This is a genomic window from Pinibacter soli (assembly GCF_029961145.1).
In the GTDB taxonomy this organism is placed as follows: Bacteria; Bacteroidota; Bacteroidia; order Chitinophagales; family Chitinophagaceae; genus Pinibacter; species Pinibacter soli.
Map to the genome: position 1 here is coordinate 1,429,773 of NZ_JASBRG010000007.1, position 20,462 is coordinate 1,450,234.

Consider the following 20,462-nt stretch of genomic DNA (forward strand, 5'->3'; position numbering starts at 1 on the left):
GGTTAATGAATAAAATGTTTATGTTCTGCCTGCTTTCATTTCTTCTACCAGTTTAGCAATTCCTTTCTCCATGCTACCGTATCTTTCCGCATACTCCAGGACTTTCACCCTTTCTCTTCCGTCAGTAGTGAAGGCAAAATATTCTTCCGGGCAGAGTTCATTCTTATAGACTTTTGACACTTGTCCACCGAGATCAATGAATATCTCCCGGTTGTCTTTGTTTACGGACAAAAGAATTGTCTTTGCCTTTTCTGACAAACCCAGCACGTCCTGCAACTTGTCAAACTTGTTGATGAACTTGCGCATGTCCATGAGTATTTTTATATCGGCATTGTTGATGATGGCATCTTTGATAATGGGTGAACTTACCAGGTCATCCAACTCTTGGGTGATCACGCAAGGCACGCCGTTGAATTTCCGAATCGTTTTAAACGCATATTTTAAAAACTCCGCCATCCCTGATTTGGCAATGGCTTTCCAGGCTTCGTCAATCACCAGTACTTTTCTTTTACCTGGCAGCTTACGCATTTTGGAGATGAACATTTCCATGATGATAAGCGTTACCACCGGAAATAATATCGGATGATCTTTTATCGCATCGAGTTCAAATACGACAAAGGGTTGATGCAACAATTCCAAGTTTTCTTTGGCGTTAAGCAGGTAATCAAATTCACCACCTTTGTAATAAGGCCTGAGTACATATAGAAAATTACTGACATCAAAATCGCTGTCCTTTACATTGTGCCCCTTTAACACACCTACATATTCTGCATGCAGGTATTCATAAAACGTATTGAAGCAAGGGAAAACAGTTTCATTATTTTGCAGGTACTCATAATAACCACTTAGTGCGTTGGATAATGCCACGTATTCACTCCGGTTGAACTTTTCGTTTTCCTGTTTCCACAAAGCCACGAGTAGCGCCTTCAAACTTTCCTTTTTTTCAGTATCTAACAAGTCTCCTTTGGCGATATAAAAAGGATTGAAGCGAATGGGATTTGTTTCTTCATACGTGAAATAATATCCCTTTACCAACTCGCAAAGTCCTTTATAACTGCCACCAATATCCACGATCACCGAGTGCGATCCCTGGTCGTGCATTGACCGCAGTATATGGTTCACCGTCATACTTTTCCCGCCACCACTCGTACCACATACCAGCATCCCCATATTCGAAGTGATGCCTTGCTTTCTTGGTGCGTCAAAAAGATCAACATATACCGGCTTACCGCTAAGGCGGTCACAAAACCGGATGCCTTCATTTGGATCACAACTTTCAAAGTTTGTCTCAAGCGAGAGAAAACAAGCAGCCTGTTCGGCAAAGGTTTCAAACGTATCATTCATTGGAAAATCTGCTGCATTGCCGGGTATGCCAGCCCACCAAATCTGTGCGGCCCCTACCGTTTCCTGTTTGGCAATAGCATTCATTTGCGCAAGTGCTGTTGCCACCTGGTTTCGGATGTCCTTTAATTCCTCTTTCTTTTCTGTCCAAACCATGATATTAAAATGCGCCCTCACCGGTAACCTTGACTGGCTGATGCATTCGTTTAAAAATTCATTGACAGCGTCTCTTGCAATAGCATTCTCACGGCTATAGTTGGAAAGCGATTGCAACCTTAGTCTTTTACTTTCCAGTTTCTTGATGCTTGCTTGCGCGTCACCGATCATAATATATTGGTTATACAAATGATCACAAGGAAGCAGTAGCCCCAGCGAACCGGCAAACCCAATACTAAACTTTGTCCTGTCTGTGCTGTACTTTTCAAAGATTGCTTTAGCACCGCACAAAGCTGGCATGTGTTCGGTATCTGCCAGCGTAAATAATTGCAGATAGTTACTACCGATCCTGAACTCCTCTTTAAACTGTATGTCTTTTATAAAAACACTTTCATGAGATGCAGACAGGTTGCAATACCTTTCAATCAAACCCCCTTTTTTATTATTACTTAACAGCTCGTCGTCCTTTACCCTTTGAAGTAAGATACCCACGCTTTGCAGGATTTGTTGAAACTGGCCGCAACTATCCTCAAATGCGTCAAGCGCTAAAGGGTTAATGGTTTGATCTGGGACAATCGTTGGCCTTAATAGGTTACTAATAATAGAGCTGGCAGGTTTTCTACTGCTTGCTTTTTTTGTAAGAATGATAAAACTATCATGCGCTAAAAATGGCCGACCATTAAAGTACTTTTCGCTTCTATTAGTTAGAAAGCTATCTTCTTCTGTTTGCCCAGTTGCTGAATATAGGGTACGGATAAACCAGTCCTGTTTGTGGAGCACCGTGTCTTTGGGCAATACCTTAATGGCCTTGATCAGACTCTGGTGCAAGGTTTCATAGTTCTCATCACTCTGCGTAAATATCTCCGGTAGCGTACATTTATAAACAATACTGATGTCGCCTTGGTTACTAATGATCGCATCATACTCTACATCCATGATTGGAAATATGTCCTTGAACCATTTTTGCATTATTCTTGTTTTTTAATAAACATTCTTCTTGAATTACACTTGATCACTTTGGGCACTTTTTTCTTCGCCGATCTTTTCATGAGCCCGTATGCCCCATAAGTTTTACTCATCCTGTACACTTGTGTAAACAGTAGTGCTCCTAAACCAACAATGATAATAAGGCATACATAAGTATTTACACCCACCACATACATCACGGCAAACAACACCAGTAAACATAATAGCCCTCCTGCCAAATACCAGATGTATTGTGCTCTTAACCCCTTAAATTCTACGTCGGCGTTTGCTCCTTTGTTGATCGTATAGATACTTGCTGCCATTTGCGGTTGTTAGATGCCAAAGAATGATTTCAGCACTGTTGCTACTACTACCAAGAAAACACAACTTCCAAACCAAGCCGCTGCCGTCGCCCCAGTATCAGGATGCCCGTTTGACCATTTTTGGTACACCTTAACGGCCCCGATCAACCCGAGGATGGCACCAACGGCATACATCAAATTGCATCCTACATCAAAGTAACCGCGCACCTTGGTATTGGCTTCCTGGATGCCCGCCACCCCGTCTTGCGCGTAGAGCGAGTGTAGAGCATTACTCATCCCTAGTGCAATAAGCAGGATGATCCTTTTTTGATTGTTGCTTATTGTTCTCCATTTCTCTTTCCACATAACCTCTATTTTAAAGTTTGAAAAATCTTGTCAAAAACTTTCCGGTCGCTTGCCTCTTCTAACTCACACCATTCATTCCCGTCTTTGGCAGCTCCCGGAAAGTGTTAACCTACAACCTAACCCTCAGGATCTTTGTCGCCTGGTTCTGGTGACGACTTTTCGTTTGTTTCTTTCTTTATCCCGAACAAGTGGAGGATTTCATATTTATAGAATTTCACTCCGACAAAACCGTAATAAAGAACAAGTGCCAGCGCCATCATTTTACAGTAACCAGGCCAGTCTATTAATGAGCTAATCATCTTCTTTCTTTTTTAGTTGATTGCTTTTGCTACACAAAGATGCTATCAGAAAAAAGCCTTCTTTCACACTACGACCCGTATACGGTATTCCTTTTTCTATTCAAAAAATCCCTTACGGGAAAGTAGCCAAGTATTTACTGGCCTCTTTTCGATCACTGTTTTTATAAATATTGTTTGGGATTTTCGTCGCTGTCATCCATTCTTTGAACGAGCTTTTCTGCAAGTGATTCTAGAAAAGCGGCACGACTTCCTTTTCGGATCCTGATCTCCTGAAATATCCGGTAATAATTGCCGAGATCAATTGAAAACATCTGTTCAAAATAGGTAGCGAGTAGTTTTATATCTGCTGCGCCGTTATTAAAAACACCGGTTGATTGTAATGCGTAGAGTAACTCAATAAGTGCCGTTTTTGATGCTGTCCACGCAAGTGGTTGACGGGTGGACGCCGGTACCCTTATCACATCATCCTTTCTTTCCAAATCTTCGAGTGCACCGATCAGGTATATCCGTAGTAACTCGTGTGCATGAATCTTCGCGACCCTGAAATCATGGCTGGTAGAGAAATTAGGATCGGCGTCAAAATGATAGGTATCCAAGGTGAGATAAATATCCTCACGACCACGCAGGAAATATTTTTCATCGAGATAGGTCGAACCGGAACGGTAATATTGATAAAACTGGAGATTCTCTTCGAAGTAATGCGTTAGACGCCTGAGTTCTTTTTGCAGATATTTTTGTTGCGTTTCATTGCTGCCGGTGGGACGTCTCGTTTCAATCCGGTAGATTTTTAAAAAATAGATCAGCTTACTATAGAAGAGAGGTTTCTCGTCTTTAAAAAAATGTATTTCCTCCTCCTGTGTAGTGAATACATAGGCAGCGACATCTTTTCGTAATTGCTCCATAACGCTTTTAGCGACCTGGATAGATCGCTCCGCCAGCGGCAATATCCTGTCGTCCTCTTCTCCTGCGATCTTTTCTAAAGCCGCTTCTAATTCGTTATAGAGCTTTTTGCAAAAGGGAGCATACTAATCTTTTTGTTGTTGAAGGTCATAGGTAAAGTTTAAGGGTAAAGATCATTCTCCTATAAGCGTTTTAAAAGCGTAGTAGAACGGAAACTGTTTCGAGATTAGCAGAAAAATGTTTGCAAGTGGCAGAAAATGTGCGGGCTTCTAATCCGGGCGTTGCTTGATATCAGGCATTTCACGCATAGATACAGGCATTGTAATCCACTTTAATTATTCAACATCCTGAACAATACCACGAACCGGTAACCAATCGCACTTGCAACGACGAAAAATTATCGAAGGCGTATTAGTCCGCTTTCAGACCGCTTAAGATTTTTGTATATTCCTGTTTTGTAGAAGATAACCTTATCCCTTATGATCGAACTGTATTCAGATGTATATGGCCAGATATTACTACAACCGCTGCTTCCGAAAGGGTTCAAAAGCTATATCATCGCCGGAAGTGAACCCTATTCTTATAGTGGAGAAGCAGGCCAGATCCTTATCCAGCAAATTGTTTCATCAAACTACACGATCTTTTTTGCCGACTACCAGTTTAATAGTAAGACAAAAATCACCCTGCACATTTCAGGATTTGTTTTCCAGTCATACATCGTACTGAACGAAGATGTGAATGCGTATATTGATCGTACAGCACACGTAAAATTGCGCCAGGGACATTTTATGTTGCTACAAAATCCTTCACGTGAAGTAACTTTTTTATTCGAGAAAGGCAGAAAATATTTCGCGTTTGGTTCATCCTATGCTCCCACTTTCATTGATGAGTATTTGAACAATTTTGCTTCCTTTAAAAAAACCTATTCTAAATTAAGAGAGGATCAAATGACCCTTATTACCAAAACACCCAGGCATGCGCCACGTAAAATACTGGATGACATTTACGATATTCTCCATTGTCCCTACGAGGGAACCTGGCGCGAGAAATTCATCGACAATAATGTTGATGACATTTTCTTTTTACAATTGGCAGAGATGTATAAAGAACCGGCCAGAACCACAACGGTGGCAAGTTATCAACAAGATGCTTTACATGAAGCGCGCCGGATCATACTGGCCGATCTAACGAAACACTATTCCAATAAAGAACTGGCAAAAAAAGTACACCTGAGTTCGTATTTTTTTAAAACAGGGTTTAAAGAGCTTTTTGGTATAGCACCCTTCGAGTGCCTGATCGATGCCAGGCTCAACACTGCAAAGCGACTCCTCGTCGAAACAGACAAGCCGCTCAAAGAAATCGCTAGGATAGTCGGTTATTCAAGGCAATCAAGTTTCGCGAACGCGTTTAACAGACACTTCAACTATACACCGGGGTCACTTAGAAAGTGATCCGTCCAACCAATTGAATAACTTTTTCTACCAGTTGCAAAACACTTTGCCTGAAAAGCTATCATAAGATTTACAAACTTTACATCAGCAAGTTCGTTTGACCACTTTTAACCTTAACCTATATGCGAAATATGAAATCCGAAATTATTGCTGCATTGCTTATCCTGTTATTTGCGTATACAGCTTTCCAAAAATTTATAGGACATGGTACTTTTCTAAACACATTACACAACTCAGCGCTCTTACGCCCTGTTGCAATATTTGTGTCATGGTCAGTGCCCATCACAGAGTTGGCGATTGTTTGTTTGCTACTCTTTCCATTACTAAGAAAGATTGGCTTGCTATGTTCTGCTGTGTTACTAACCGTTTTCACTATTTACATTGTATGCATGCTGCTATTTTCTTCATCCCTGCCTTGTACCTGCGGAGGCATTATAAGCAGTTTGTCATGGAAGCAACATATACTTTTTAATATCATCTTCATTGGTCTCGCTTTGTACGGTTGGTACAGTATGCGCGAAACTAGTGATACGAATAACAATATTGCAATCAGGAGAAGCCAAACACCTGTGACATAGTAGGCACCATTTTTTTAAACCTAACTTTTAATTATGAAAAAGTACCTTCTGGGTTTTATTGCCCTCGTAACAGCAATCACGTTGAATTCTTTTACAGTAAAGACTTCAAAACACCCTACCATCACGAAAAATTTCACGTACACGGCCTATCCGAATGACAGCCATGCCAGCGATCCGAATTATTATACCCTGACCGGTCATGATGGAACAGATGACCTGGACTGCCCGGATGGCAATTCGCACAGGTGTGGCGTTATCGCACAAGACGATGGCACTGGTTTACCAGATTTAACCCAGGCTTTTACAATTGTGACCAGGAACTAGGATGAAAAATGGGTTGCAGGAAAACCAGCTACATCATAGGTAAGTTTTTCTATGCACATTGGTAGTACTGCAGCCCATTTGCATTATTCGTGCTTGTCCCGAACGACCAGCATATCAAGGGTTCTATATCCATATTCCAATCCTAAACCGTTCACCCGCAATTCTTCCTGCACGCGCTTAAGTTGTGTAGGATCTGATAGGTTATCGAGCGAATTAGAAAAATGTACATCGGTTTTTTTGGTAAAATTTGTTTCGTCTAAAATGGGTATTCTCAAGAAATAATTATGTGTTGTTAATGCAGCCAGTACAGAATTCCGGATGGTATAATTCCTGACAACACATGATTTATCAGCTTCTTCTACAAAAACAGAATCCTTCCCTTTATATGTAGTCGGACGAATTCCTTTATTAACGAGAACGAGGCATTTCACTTTTCTCTTTTCAACTTGGGCAACATAAGGAGAATAGGCATTGAGGTCCCGTTGCATGGTTTTGAATAATTGTTTTTGATGGTTGCCCGGAATCACTGCCTCATAACTGGCCATATATTTTTTGTTCCAATCATCAATCAAGCTGTCTGTTTCAACTTCCTTCTGAAAAAAATCAACAGAGTCTTTAGTCTCAAGCAACCACCTCGCAGGTTGATTATATAATCCGTCACCAAATGACTCATTGTAGGCTACTCCAAATAAGTAGCTATACTGATAATTGACTACCCGAAGTGTTTGAGTATTGGACACAGGGTCGTAAATCATTTGAGGCATTGCATGTTCAACACCGTCGAGAAAAGTGGCAAAAAGTGTATGAAATTTGATCTCCTGGTTCCATCTTCCACCTCCCTCATTATACAACATAACCTTATCATTAAAATCGGGGATCTGTTTTCTTACTGAAAAATGTAAGTGTTCTCCCTGTAGGAATTTTCGAACGTTTTCTACTGTCGCGTTATGGTCATAAGTGATGAATTTCACTACGCCATTGCCATCTATCCAAACATGGTGGGGCACGGTTCTATGCGGAAAACAGGCGTTTAAAATGGAATCCGCTAAAACAATCGGTGTTTTAGGAAACGGCTTTTTGATCCTCTTAAAAACTTTTTCAACCTCCTGTCTTTCATTTTTACAAACAATGATCGTTTGGATCTTGTTGCCAAATGTTGACTGCAAGCTGTCGAGTGCTGGCATACCTAAAATACATCCAACGCAACCCGTTGTCCAAAAATCTAGGATGGTTAGCTTTCCTTTCAGATCGGTCATACTTTTAACTGGCAAATCGCCTTGTAAGGTTTCGCCGAAAAATACATTGGGAACAGTATCGCCGATTTGAAGCCCGTTCTTCGTAGTTTTTTGAGCATAGCTTGGACTTACCAACACCATCAGGCATAGGCAAAAAAATAACTTATTCATACTGTTGTATAAATTTTAAACGTAAAAAAAGTGGTGATTAATACCCTTGGTTCTGGGTCAAAAATGGATTAAGGTTAAGCTGATAGATGGGGATTGGCCAAAGAGTATCATGCTGCGACCAGCCAGGTTTGATAGGGCTTAAAACCGCAGCAGCCCGACCGGTTCGTTGGAGGTCGAACCAACGCATCCCCCATTCAAAGCAAAGCTCTATTCTTTTTTCCTGTTCAATGGCTTGCAATACGCTTTGCGTGTCATTCGCTGTAGCGTTAGATAGTCCTGCCCTCTTTCGAATGATATTTAGATCCTTCAATGCATCTTGCATTTGCCCCAGGCGTGCATTCGCTTCTGCCCGGACGAGATACATTTCTGCCAGTCTCAACACGACATAGTTTTCAGTTACCGTTTGATTAGTTCTGATCTTGTATTTATAAGGATAGAATATTGTATTCCCATTGTATACACGTTGACCTATCCAGGCTGTTTTTCTTTGGTCACCCGCCTCAAAGGCATTCAGCAAATAACTGGATACGACAAATGTCGGTTGTGTATTATTGTTAGCCGGTAAGATAAGGTTACCCTCTGTGGTGTTATAGGTCGGGCGCACCGGTTGTAATTGCCAGATCGCCTCTTTGCTGTCTTTGAGAAAGGTATTGTTGACAGTTGTTTCCAAAACAAACAAAGAATTATTGATGACTTCGCCTGCTGCTGCCGATGCGGTAGCATAATCTTTTGAAACGAGTGCAATTCTTGCCTGCAAAGCTTTAGCCGCCCACTTGTTGGGTCTTACCCTATCACTTTCGGGAAAATTCGCCGGCAATAGATCAACGGCCTTCGCAATGTCTTTATTCATTTGGGCATAGACATCTTCCCTTGAAGTCCTTGGAAGGGAGATGCTTTGGCGGTAGTCAGATCCCAGGACCAGTGGCACGTCACCAAAAAGACCGGCAAGATACTGGTAACAGAATACACGAATAAACAACGCCTCGCCGGTGAGCCGCCGCTTTACGGAAGAGCTAAGTGTGGTCGTCGCATTCAATTGCTCCAGTGCAAGATTGGCGGCATAAATGTATTTATACGCAGGCAGCCAAAAAGCACTTTCAATAAGCCCGTGATTGACCTCTGAAATATTACAGGTGGTAAATTCATCGAAATTGCCGGGCGTGTAATAATAGAGTTCATCTGCATACATGCCGGCGAGCAGTGTAGTGTAAGCACATGAAAATTGCTGGGGGTTATTCATCATTTCACTGTAGATGCCTGTGATCGTGGAGGTGGCAGTTCCATCATCAGTAAAGGGTTTGGGATTGACGATCTGGTCGCCAGGAGGGTCAATGGTCACAAACTTCTTACAACCTACTCCAATAATGATAAGCGTTATCAACAACAATATTAAATATGTTTTCATAGCCTGTTTTTAAAAGATTAGTTTAATACCTGCTGCAACAGTAAATAGCGGAGGCAGCGTAAGGGTACTTTGAGACTCCGGATCAAGACCCTTATATTTCGTTATGGTGGCAAGATTTTGCGCCTGCACAAATAGTTGAGCGGAGGCTAATTTTAACCTGCTCACTACAGTATTGCCGAGGCTATACTGTAACGCAATATTTTTAAGCCGGACAAAAGACGCATCCGTCAGTGTGGCGCTTGATTTAGTAACCAGGGCCGTTGCTTTGCCGGCATTACTGGTGCTTGTTTGCGTATATTGTTGATAAGGTTGCAAGTCTCCGGCCTGTTGCCAACGTTGCAGAAGGAGGTCCGGTTGATTGGTCATTGTGCCCGGTTTTATCAATGAATTATACACCGGGTCATTCCCCTTCTGTTTAGTAAACTGTAAATGAACATCCAGTTGCCAGTTCTTGTAATGAAAAGTATTGAGTAAGCCACCATAAAAAACAGGATCGGTCGTACCAATAGTAATATAATCCGCGGTATTGATCAGGCCATCTTTATTGAGGTCATTAAACTTATACACGCCGGTAGCAGGATCCACCCCCAGGAACTGGTAACCTCGTTTGAGATTCAAAGGTTGCCCGATTTCATATCTTGTCGCGGAAGTGGAACTTGCCAAGCCCGGAAACTGGTCAAGCCGGTTACGCGTTATACTGATGTTAAAAGCGGTTTTCCAATCAAATCCTCCTTTGCGGATATTAAGGGTTTGAAGTTCTATCTCCCAACCACGGTTACTGACTACGCCTGGAAAATTCATGAGTATACTGCTGGCACCGGTTTGTCCGGGCAAACTATACTGGATGATGTGGTTGGTGCTCTTGTTTTTGAACCACGCAGCATTCAACAGGATCCTGTTCTTTAAAAACCCAAGCTCTACCGCGATCTCTCCCTTGAGGTTATTTTCCCAACTGAAATCAGGATTATAGAGTCTTGCGGGCCTGAGTGCTGACAGCCCCTGGTAAGGATAAGTGGTGACCGCGTACGAATCAAGGTACTGGTAGTTCCCGATCTTGTCGTTACCCGTGATGCCATAGCTTCCGCGAAGTTTACCGAATGACAAGAATGGTAACATGTTTTGAAGAAGACGTTCTTCGGAAAATATCCACGCAGCCCCTACCGCGCCGAAGTTAGCAAATTGCTTGCCTGGCCCAAACCTGCTGGAGCCGTCTCTTCTGCCCGTTACGTTGAGCAGGTATTTTCCTGCCCAGTTGTAGTTTATCCTGGCAAATAGCGCGTTATACCGGTATTGGCTATACGCACTTGAAACGGTGACACTCGGTGCTGCTTTTATTGATTGGAGCAACAAATCACTGGTATAGCCGGAACCATCTGTCACCTGCGACTGGTCGATACTTTCCTGGAAGGTGGTGCCCAGTAATACGGATAGTTTTCCTTTTTTTCCCACCTGGTCATTGGCGTATTCAATTTGTGGTTCCAGGTTCCATGTCTTTTCGGAACTGATGCCAATAGAGTTGCTTCCCTGCGGCGCGTAAGAAGGGTCTTGGGATGAAATCGGGTAATATGACTTTTCATTAAACATAAACTGGTTATATCCAAGCGACGCCTTAAAAGTAAGCTTCGGCAGCAGTTGGTAGCTGATAAGCCCGGTTGTAGTAAACCTGTCGGTGATTGTATTATAAGGTTGTTCGAGCGATGCCAATGGGTTGCCGATCGAGATAGAGCCCGGTTTTTCACGCCATTGCAATTTTCCTCTCGAGTCGTAAGGCAGGTACATGTTCGGTGGAAGGTTAATATAAGCCGTTAAATCCTGCTGTGGCAAATGCATTTGCTCATCCGTATAAGAGGCGGTAAGATTAAAATTGAATTTTTTATCGTCGGACAGATGGGACACAAATACATTACCGTTGATGCGTTTGTCAAAAAAGCTACCGGTAAACACAGTGCCGTCATGTAAATAGCCGAGTCCAAATCCGAATTTAGTGTGGGCATTTCCACCACTTAACTGGACTTGCGCATTTTCTGAATGAGCGGTGTGGCCGATCAGCATCTTTTTCCAGTCGGTGTATCGCGTCGTATCCCAAACCAGTAAGTCCGGCGCGTTGGTCTCAGTAGGTCGGATATTGTCATTTTTAAAAGCTTCCCGGCGCATCATCAAATAGGTGGGGGTATTCATGAAAGGCAAAGCATTGCGGACTTTAGAAAAATTTTGCGTGTAACTGAAGCTCAGATGCGTACCGCTTTCCTTGCCTTTTTTTGTGGTGATGAGGATGACGCCATTTGCACCACGACTTCCATAAATGGCAGTAGCGTCCGCGTCTTTCAATACCTCGATGCTTTCAATCGTTGCCGGATCAATATTGTTGAAAGGACTGTTCGCAACGAGTCCGCTTCTCTGAGTGAAACTGTTCACGTTGTTAATAAAAGGTACGCCATCTATGATGTACAAGGGATCCGTACCGCTCTGGATGGAGTTGGTGCCACGTATCAATACCTTGAAATTGGAGCCCGGTAGGCCATTGGTTTGACTGATCTGCAAGCCGGTAATTCTTCCTTCGAGTGCGCCTAAAGGATTGGCTACTGGTTGCTTTCCGATATCATTAGCGGTAAGCCTGCCTACAGCACCGGTGTTCAGACGTCGGGTAGTGGTGCCGTAGGCGATGACGACAGTCTCGTCAAGGCTTGTAACCGCCGTTTTCAACACATGAGAAAACGTTGCTTCGCGAACAGTAAATTCTTCGGGTTGGTAACCGATACTGCTGATAACAAGAACGGCTCCTTTGGCAACCTGGTCAATACTGAAATAGCCATTACCATCGGTATTGATAAAAGTTTGGGTTCCTTTTATCTGCACAGTCGCGCCAGGCAACCCCTCTCCTTTTTCATTCAGGATCCTGCCAGTTACGCTGAGCAATCGGCCGCTGTCTTTCCTGTCAGGCACAGAGCTTCGGTTGATGGACTTGATGGTCACATAGTCGTTATCAATGTGGTAGGTAAGGGTTGAATGCTTAAAACATTCATCGAGTATAATGGAAAGGCTTTGTTCTTTGGCGCGGATCGTTACTGGCGGCAGTCCTGCAAGATCTTCATACGCATAGAAAAACTGGTAGTGCGTTTGCTCCTCGATCTGGTCGAATACTTTTTCAAGCGGAACTTTTTTTAATGACAGGGAGATCTTTTGCGCCATGATTTTTGGCGCGGTCATAAACAGGCTGCCCATCACCATCCATGCTACTAATAGTAGTCTTCGTTGGGGGCATAAGCGTGTAGGCAATGACGTGCCGGATGCAGTCACATGCATAGTTGTATTGGTTTTAATGAAAGAAATGCAGTTTTAAAATCAAAAGGGTTGTGCTTGCCGGTAAATACCGACAGCCCTTGTTCAAATGACAGCTGGAGTGCCTTAACTACTCACAGTGAGGTTTGATTCTATGATAGCGGTTTTTCGTTGATGCTAATTTTATTGACCGACTTCTACCCAGTCGGAATGTATGGTAAAGTGTACGTGCTTTGTTTCTTCAAGCAAGCGCAGTATGGTAGATATTGGTTGATCCCGCGAAATCTTCGCGCTGAAATGATAGTTTATATTTCCCTTATACACCACTTTGACATCGTACCAGCGGGCCAGTTGTCGCATAATGTTCTCAATGGATTGTTCTTTGAATACAAACTTGTCCTCTTTCCACGCAGTGGCGGCCTGTACATTGGCATCAGTTACAGAGATGTCACCGGTTGTTCCAATAGTTGCCTGTTGTCCGAGCGATAGCTCCTGTTGTTTGTTTGCGGCCAACACTTTGATTTTACCGGACACAAGAACGGTTGTTTGTGTTGGCTCGTCGCCATAGTTGGTCACATTGAAACTGGTACCGAGCACCTGTATCGTAGCCTTGTTTACCTGGACGATAAATGGTTTCTTTTCATCTTTGGCAACATCAAAAAAAGCTTCCCCTTCTACCATCACTTTTCTTTCACCGTCCTTGAATACAGCCGGGTATTTGATAGAAGAAGCGGCGTTAATCCATACCTGCGTACCGTCCGATAATACCAATTTATATTTGCCTCCTTTGGGAACAGACAACACATTGAATGCGGTAGTTGTTGATTGTTCCGTCCCCGCATAGGTTAAGGTTTGTTCACTGGCATTGATCGCTACACTGCCCTCCTTTGCTATGGTGCCATTGCTCTGTTTTCCAAGTTCAATCGATCTGCCACTTGCGAGTTGTAAAATAGCTTTTGCTGATCCGGGTTGTATGTCTGTTGTACTTGCTATATCATCTGATGGTAGAGTTGACTCGACTGCCTTCGATCTGATTAGCCACACGATGCCAACGGCAATTAAAAAAATAGCAGCGACCGATACGGGAAGCAGCCATCGGCGGCTTTTATGTTGCGGAAAGATCTCAGACCTTACTTTTTTATAGGCTTTGTCTTTGTCGAGACTTTTCATAAATGCCATGGCCTCGTTGATATTCCGCTCGTCCGTTAGTTGTGCAAAAAGTTCAACATTATCATCGCTTTCCTCTACCCACAGATCAAGTTCATCATGCTCTCTCGTAGTCAGGGTTCGGTTGATAAACCCAGCTATCAGGTAAGCAATTCGTTGAGCTCTTTCTTCCGTTTCTTGAAATTGGTAGTTCATCGCCTTAAATTAATATAATTTAATGTCTTTTCCTGTAGGTATAATTACGTAAATACCGATGAAAAGTTGCATACCATTAAAACGATAAAATTGTTGGGTTGTAACCTGGAGGATTACTTTTTTTTATTAAATAAAAAACAGCATGAGGAGGATGGTAAGTGGAATTTTCTTTCGAAGAAACAGGATGGCTTTGAATTTTTGATTCCTGATATTGACGGTGTTGGTATCCATTTCCTGGGCCAGCTCCTCGTAGGATTTACCCTCAAGATAAATTCCTCGAAAGACTTTCTGATAGCCTGCTGGCATGGCTTCCAGGGCCGCAAGCACCAGTGCATACGTTTCGGCCGCAATTATTTTTTCCTCGATCGCTTTTTCAGTGGGTTCGGTAAGGTATTGATAGCCATGCTCATTTTTCTGCGCCACTTTGTTGACGCGGTTAAAATCAATGGAGGCATTTTTTACCACCCTGTATAGATAAGCTTTTAGAGAAGTCACTTTAAAGAATTGATCCCGGTGGTGCCAAAGCTTTAGAAAGGCATCGGAAGAAATTTCTTCAGCGACAGCGATGTCCTTGGTGATGTCGAATGCGAAATATACCAAAGCGTCATAGTATTGGTTGAAAAAATATTGCAGGGCACTTTCATTATCTTGTTGTAGGGCCAGTAAGTGTTCCGGGTCGGTTTTGTTTTGAAGCGGACTCATAATTAGCAGGTTTAAAAATCATGAGTCCTGTAAGTGCTGTCGCAGGAATAAAAAATGGCGCGGAACTCAACTTACCGATTTTGGGTACCTAGGAGAACCCGCACACGAATAAGAGAGCCCACGCCGTAGCGTGGGCATTCTACTTATCGTCTCGTGTGCATGAAATTTCCTAGGTTTCAAAATCGAGACTCAAAGCGAATGCTTCAAATTAGTTTATGAAGAATCGCGAAATTATGTGAATAGCTATTTCTACAAATACGAATATACGAAATAAAACAAATCACACAGACATGTCTGTGTGGCAAATTTTCTATAATCAGGTTGCTTCGTTTGATGATTGAGCTAACACCAATAGAAAAATTTGTAATTGACAAAGTGAAGGAAATGAGAATGGAGAGAAATATGAGTCAAGCACACTTGGCGCGACTCTTAGATGTATCAGAGGGATTTATTGGCAACATTGAGAACCCAAATTATCGGGACAAATACAATATCAAACACCTTAATGAATTAGCCAAAATTTTCAAATGCTCGCCAAGGGATCTCCTTCCTGAAAAACCGTTATAAGTACATCAGTGATGACAGCAATCTTGAGTTCTTTGTTGCTGGAAACTTCAACTCCATGGATACTAAAGAAAAGAACATTGCAAAATATAAGTTGGCTCTATGTCTTTCTAACATTATTGCCGAAAATAAAAGCGGTGGAAAAGTTAACTCAATAAATAGTTTGAGAAAATTGGCGGCATCTTCCGGGCTAGAGTACGCAATCGTACAGAGAATCTCATCTGGCAAAAAAGACCCACAATTCACAACCGCTCCTAGCATTATCTGAAGGGCTAGGAATACCACTTCATAAATTTCTCCAGGGTATCGAGAAGATTTCTGATGAATCTGTAATAACTTATATGTCCGAGATTGAAAAAGCAAAAAATGCAACTAAACGCAAAAAATAAGTAAAATTTTCATAGCCAGTTTAGAATCCTAGCTACGTTTTTCGGGAGAACACAACCATTATCCCGCGCTTGTGAAGAAATGGGATACAAAATTCAAAAAAGTAAAATACAACTGGTATATAATCACCCAAGTCATTAACAAAAGACTACTTGAAGGATATACACAAGAAGATGTTGCCATTCATTTAAATCTTTCTACAGGGTTTATAGGGCAGGTCGAAAGCCCAAGCAGCAGAGCAAAATACAACAATCAACATTTGAATGAACTGGCAAAAGTTTTCAAATGTTCTCCCAGAGAGTTTCTACCCGATAAACCACTATAACATCAAAGGAACTTTAATCAGCAATTTAATGGAATAACAAGTCATACAAAGAGACTACCCATTGTCGGTAGTCTTTAAACCAAGAAGATCAGTCGCCAATCAAAGGGTTTTTGTTTAACTTTGTGAATAGTTATAGATATTAATTCATATCTAAATATTTCGTCCCAAAGGACAAGCCAAGTCTTCCATTATATCTTTTACAAAACATTGCGCTATATCAACGCGATTTTATGTTACATGACACGATTAGTTATTGCAGAGGTTCAAAAGGCAGTAAAGGAATTTCCTATCCATATTTGAACAGAGATATAATCGACCTTCCTTGTGAAACTTGGAAAGACCTTCCACAACAATCCGGTTCACCTTCATTTCCCATGTGTGCAGTAAAATATGTCACTATACACACGGCTGAAAGATCTGATAAATTTACTTCTTGAGTTCCCTGAGCTATCGAAAAGTTCATAATAATTTTGTGGAGAAACAATACAAACAAAAAGCAATGATGTGAACTCAGAAAGAGCTAAAACGTCGTTACTTAAATTATCTTCAATGTTTATTTTGTCCCTTTTGACAACAAATTAAATACCACATGCCTCATCTTCGCCTTTATCTTTTAACTTAAAAACATCGGTGATGATCAAGCTACTTCCCGGAGAAGAATGGAAGTCTTTACAATTTACAGGCTGGAAATTGTTACGTAGAAAATATGCACTTTCCTCTCACGGCCGTATTGCCAGCTATACAAACAAGCTGGAGGAAGACGGCAGAGTACTTGGAGGCTCTCTAACAACAGGATATAAGACCCTCAATTTACATCGACTAGAAAGCAACGGCACTTTGTATGTGCACAGGGAGCTTGCTACTCTTTTTATTAAGAAGCCTTCACCCAAACACAAATACGTTATACATATCAATCACAACAAAACAGATAATTCCATAAACAATCTCGCTTGGGCCACTCTTGATGAAATGATGGCGCATCAGCAAATGAGCCCTGCAAAACTTGCTTATAAGAAAGTGCAGGCAAATAGAACCAAAGGCTCTAAACTAAACGCTACTCAAGTAAGAAGAATTAAAACGATTCTTGCCAGCAGAGACAGAAAACTTACTATAAAACAACTTGCGGGTAAATATGGAGTTACCGAAATGACTTTGTACAGGATTAAGAGCGGTGAAAATTGGGCTCATATCTAAAGCAGGTTTTATTTAATACTTTACTACATTACTCAGCTTTTTTGCGTATGGTTAAAGATTTGAATTACTCCCATTAATCTTAAAGTGAGACAGCAGATAAATCATCCGGTTGGCCTTTCAAGTTGACTTGGAGATATTTTAAACATTTTTTTAAATGCTACGCTAAAATTGCTGATTGAATTAAAACTAAATTCATAGGCTGTTTCGCCAATTGATTTGCCCAAAATTATAGCGTGGCGAGCCCCATGCAGCCGATAGCGCTGATAATATTGATAATATGGCAAGTTAAATAACTTCTTAAAAAGGGTCTTAAATTTAGTAGGGCTCATTTGAGCCTTTTTCGCCATTTCTTCCAGCAGCGGACAATCACTTGAAAAATCTGCAATCAATAAATTTCTTATTTGGATCATTCTCGCGACCTCTATTACTCCTGTAGATTGCATAAGTAATTTGCGATCCTCTTCCATTTTCAGAAATAAAACTGCGAGCAATTGATAAACAGCCCCCTGCAAATACAAGGACTGAATATGTTCTACAGATACATGATCAAATATGTCGGTTACTTTCTCAACCATATCTGCATTTTTGCTTGAATATCCTTTTAAAGAGTGACCAACACGAAAACCCGAAGATTCGCTATTAGCGGAAAAAGGAAAAATATTATGAAGAGCACCACTTGTAAAAACCAAAATCACAATTTTTGTTTCCTCGTCAGGTGTCACCCTAAACAGGCTTTGAACATCTGATGAAAAATAAAGCACAGAGTGCTTAGCAGACAGACCCATACCATGCATTTCGTGGTCATCAGCGTCGTCAAAAACGTGCATATCAACACCTTCTTTCAAAGAGAATAAACACGCATAATACTCCGGTCCAGCTTCAAGTAGTCGCTTAAAATTGACGGCTTCCGTAAAGAAAAGACTTATTCGCACCAACGCAATCCCGTTGCTGAATGGAAAAAAATCAACATTGCCTTTGGCAAGTGGATTATCAATTTGTATGCTATCTTTGTTTAACACTACACCTTCCCCGAGTGCATTCAACATCGTATTATAGAACTTCTTGAAATGAGGCCTATCCACGCCCCAGTCAGCTACTATTTCTCTCATGTGACATACCTTAACCATAAGCATAGCAGGAAAGTTCATTTTTGCGTAAAAATCTTTGAGACTTTGTGATAGCAAACGTTGAGTCGTTATTAATTTCTTCCGTATAGCCATGTGCTTGCCACCTTCATTAATACCACTTTTGCTTACAATGTTCTCAACCGACAACTGTTCTAATTTTTATTTACTTTTATTTATCAATACTTTTGCAACCCATTACCATCGTTTTGAGCCTCGACCATTTACTATTCGTTTATTTTTTAAAGAAATAGTAAAAATCTAAAATGAAATCAATTTATCTCTCGGCTTTGTTTGCAGTATTAGCGGTAAGTATTTTCTTATTTTCTTCGTGCCAAAAAGAAGCCTCAGCAACAAACAATCAGATTCCAGACAATTCCATTAAATTATCGTCTCAAAGTCCAGTGGCGATTTCAAATGCAATAGGCGTATGGCATTCCCAACGTGTTACAGGCACAGTCCCTGCTAGTAACAAATCTACTGACCTAAAAATTAATGGCCTTAAAACGGAACATATACAAGCCATTGCTGGTAGCTACGGTTACATAAAACCCATTGTAGAGTCCGGAGATGTGGCCGGCTATTATGTACAGGTGGAAGGAGCTACGGATTATTTTAAAGTGGACTATACAATGCCAAGAAAAACGTCTGCTATAAGCAACAACCATTCGTCAATTTCAACGGCAAGCATTGCTGGTCAAGGACAAAAACGACAACTACCCACCACCCGCTCGCCATTTAGTGTTATGGGCTATGATGACAATAATAATGACAGCGCTATAGTCATTACATTGCCTGCCAATATTAAAGCTCCGGACACTGTTTGCGTAAAGTATTGGGCATTTGATGCATTCGGAGCGGTAAGCAATCCTGTCACTACTTGTATTTATATTAACTATCTAGGAACGGATGAAAATAGTGCATGGATGGACGGAACATGGGAACTTAAACATTCGCAGTTGTTTGTTGATGGACAATTGTATAAAGAAATGCTTATGACCTATGATAAATGGACAATGGACTTATTTCATCAGCGTTATGTCTATTATAAGCAAGGAGATTCCTTGTTGCGAGTACAGCTTTTCACGGACGATTACATGTATAACAGTTTTGATTATCTCTATGATGGGAAGCCTATAACTATTCCTAGAAAATTCGATCCACAGCTATCAACTTTGGAGCTAGGTGGTGATTCGGCTTATTGGAAGACCTTCCAGATAGCTTTGACATCAAAAGGTAACTACGAAAGGCTTTTAATGCATAAAGAAAAAATAGTAGATTTTAAAAACTCTTCCATTCAAAAGCTAAATTTTACCGAAGGTCAATTTATAAACGAATCCTATAAAGGTTCCTGGAGTTATAACAACATCACTCAGCAGCTTTTAACAATAGACGAAAGTTTCAATACCGATGGGAGTTCCGCCGGAATCGAAGCAGACAGCGCCAAGATCAATAAGTTATCAAGCACTAAGTTTGATATGGTAATTGAAGAGTTTTATGACAGGAAAAAATACAAATGGGTTAATACATATGAAAAGCAATAAATAAGGCTTTAATAAGATTATAAAAAATCCACGAAAGTTTTCCGTGGATTTTTTGTATTTGTCAATGTCTAATACGCTATTGTTTTAACTAGTTTCTACAACTAAAAGTCATTCCTTACATCCCCTTCAGTAATCCCAATCTACACCATGAAACGCAACCTATATCTTATCGAAGCTTAAACTACAGTTGGCGGTTGGGCTTTGCCGGGCTCCAGGAGCTTTGATTACGTCGATCATCAAAACACGCACGTCGTGCATTTACTTGTTCATCACAATGAACTTAAATAAATAGTTTGCTGTCTTATTTATTTACTCTGCATTTATCAAAAACTATTACAAGCTTATTGCCAACACTCAACATTTTCTGTCTTCAATACCCATATTAATTAACGATTTTAATAACATCCCGGACATGGCTTTGACCCCTATTCTCCTAACGAAGTACTTAAGGGTTGCATTCCGGGCAGAAGTAGATTTGAATAAGGAA

At 41.2% G+C, this 20,462-nt stretch carries 19 protein-coding genes; 8 read left to right on the forward strand and 11 right to left on the reverse strand.

Annotated elements, in window-relative coordinates; genetic code table 11:
• Positions 1–18: 18 nt before the first annotated feature.
• The 5 genes from QJ048_RS16360 to QJ048_RS16380 form a co-directional block, all read right to left on the reverse strand.
• Entirely contained in the window at positions 19–2,466 is a 2,448-nt protein-coding gene (locus QJ048_RS16360; RefSeq protein WP_282335476.1) for a TraG family conjugative transposon ATPase, read from the reverse strand.
• On the reverse strand, positions 2,466–2,786 hold the full coding sequence (locus QJ048_RS16365; RefSeq protein ID WP_282335477.1) for a DUF4133 domain-containing protein: 321 nt from the start codon (positions 2,784–2,786) through the stop codon (positions 2,466–2,468). The genes QJ048_RS16360 and QJ048_RS16365 overlap by 1 nt, the downstream gene beginning before the upstream one ends.
• A 9-nt stretch (positions 2,787–2,795) precedes the next feature.
• On the reverse strand, positions 2,796–3,131 hold the full coding sequence (locus QJ048_RS16370) for a DUF4134 domain-containing protein (RefSeq protein ID WP_425607792.1): 336 nt from the start codon (positions 3,129–3,131) through the stop codon (positions 2,796–2,798).
• 116 nt (positions 3,132–3,247) lie between these two features.
• Positions 3,248–3,430, reverse strand: a complete 183-nt coding sequence (locus QJ048_RS16375; RefSeq protein ID WP_282335478.1) for a hypothetical protein — start codon at positions 3,428–3,430, stop codon at positions 3,248–3,250.
• 161 nt (positions 3,431–3,591) lie between these two features.
• Positions 3,592–4,332: an RteC domain-containing protein gene (locus QJ048_RS16380; protein WP_282335479.1), complete on the reverse strand. Its 741-nt coding sequence runs from the start codon at positions 4,330–4,332 to the stop codon at positions 3,592–3,594.
• 477 nt (positions 4,333–4,809) lie between these two features.
• On the opposite strand from QJ048_RS16380, the gene QJ048_RS16385 reads away from it, so the two are divergent.
• From QJ048_RS16385 to QJ048_RS16395, 3 genes are all read left to right on the forward strand, one after another.
• Entirely contained in the window at positions 4,810–5,781 is a 972-nt protein-coding gene (locus tag QJ048_RS16385) for an AraC family transcriptional regulator (RefSeq protein WP_282335480.1), read from the forward strand.
• A gap of 131 nt (positions 5,782–5,912) precedes the next feature.
• A complete protein-coding gene (locus QJ048_RS16390; protein ID WP_282335481.1) occupies positions 5,913–6,359 on the forward strand; it encodes a MauE/DoxX family redox-associated membrane protein in 447 nt (148 codons plus the stop codon).
• A gap of 33 nt (positions 6,360–6,392) precedes the next feature.
• Positions 6,393–6,683, forward strand: a complete 291-nt coding sequence (locus QJ048_RS16395) for a hypothetical protein (RefSeq protein ID WP_282335482.1) — start codon at positions 6,393–6,395, stop codon at positions 6,681–6,683.
• Between the two features lie 83 nt (positions 6,684–6,766).
• Here the strand turns inward: QJ048_RS16395 and QJ048_RS16400 are convergent, their stop codons facing one another.
• The 5 genes from QJ048_RS16400 to QJ048_RS16420 all read right to left on the reverse strand — a co-directional run bounded on the left by QJ048_RS16400 (position 6,767) and on the right by QJ048_RS16420 (position 14,837).
• Positions 6,767–8,089: a TlpA family protein disulfide reductase gene (locus QJ048_RS16400; RefSeq protein WP_282335483.1), complete on the reverse strand. Its 1,323-nt coding sequence runs from the start codon at positions 8,087–8,089 to the stop codon at positions 6,767–6,769.
• 37 nt (positions 8,090–8,126) lie between these two features.
• Positions 8,127–9,494, reverse strand: a complete 1,368-nt coding sequence (locus QJ048_RS16405; protein WP_282335484.1) for a RagB/SusD family nutrient uptake outer membrane protein — start codon at positions 9,492–9,494, stop codon at positions 8,127–8,129.
• A gap of 9 nt (positions 9,495–9,503) precedes the next feature.
• Positions 9,504–12,797: a SusC/RagA family TonB-linked outer membrane protein gene (locus QJ048_RS16410; protein ID WP_282335485.1), complete on the reverse strand. Its 3,294-nt coding sequence runs from the start codon at positions 12,795–12,797 to the stop codon at positions 9,504–9,506.
• Between the two features lie 159 nt (positions 12,798–12,956).
• A complete protein-coding gene (locus tag QJ048_RS16415) occupies positions 12,957–14,135 on the reverse strand; it encodes a FecR family protein (protein WP_282335486.1) in 1,179 nt (392 codons plus the stop codon).
• A 126-nt stretch (positions 14,136–14,261) separates the two neighbouring features.
• Complete coding sequence (locus tag QJ048_RS16420) at positions 14,262–14,837, reverse strand: RNA polymerase sigma factor (protein ID WP_282335487.1); 576 nt, start codon at positions 14,835–14,837, stop codon at positions 14,262–14,264.
• A 384-nt stretch (positions 14,838–15,221) separates the two neighbouring features.
• On the opposite strand from QJ048_RS16420, the gene QJ048_RS16425 reads away from it, so the two are divergent.
• The 4 genes from QJ048_RS16425 (at position 15,222) to QJ048_RS16440 (ending at position 17,307) form a co-directional block, all read left to right on the forward strand.
• Entirely contained in the window at positions 15,222–15,404 is a 183-nt protein-coding gene (locus QJ048_RS16425; RefSeq protein WP_282336703.1) for a helix-turn-helix transcriptional regulator, read from the forward strand.
• A gap of 55 nt (positions 15,405–15,459) precedes the next feature.
• On the forward strand, positions 15,460–15,669 hold the full coding sequence (locus QJ048_RS16430; protein WP_282335488.1) for a hypothetical protein: 210 nt from the start codon (positions 15,460–15,462) through the stop codon (positions 15,667–15,669).
• 192 nt (positions 15,670–15,861) lie between these two features.
• Positions 15,862–16,113, forward strand: coding sequence for a helix-turn-helix domain-containing protein (locus tag QJ048_RS16435; protein ID WP_282335489.1), 252 nt, complete (start codon positions 15,862–15,864; stop codon positions 16,111–16,113).
• 633 nt (positions 16,114–16,746) lie between these two features.
• Positions 16,747–17,307, forward strand: a complete 561-nt coding sequence (locus tag QJ048_RS16440; RefSeq protein ID WP_282335490.1) for an HNH endonuclease — start codon at positions 16,747–16,749, stop codon at positions 17,305–17,307.
• Between the two features lie 101 nt (positions 17,308–17,408).
• On the opposite strand, the gene QJ048_RS16445 is transcribed toward QJ048_RS16440, so the two are convergent.
• Positions 17,409–18,581, reverse strand: a complete 1,173-nt coding sequence (locus tag QJ048_RS16445) for a helix-turn-helix domain-containing protein (protein ID WP_282335491.1) — start codon at positions 18,579–18,581, stop codon at positions 17,409–17,411.
• Between the two features lie 116 nt (positions 18,582–18,697).
• On the opposite strand from QJ048_RS16445, the gene QJ048_RS16450 reads away from it, so the two are divergent.
• Entirely contained in the window at positions 18,698–19,975 is a 1,278-nt protein-coding gene (locus tag QJ048_RS16450; RefSeq protein ID WP_282335492.1) for a hypothetical protein, read from the forward strand.
• The last annotated feature ends 487 nt before the right edge of the window (positions 19,976–20,462 follow it).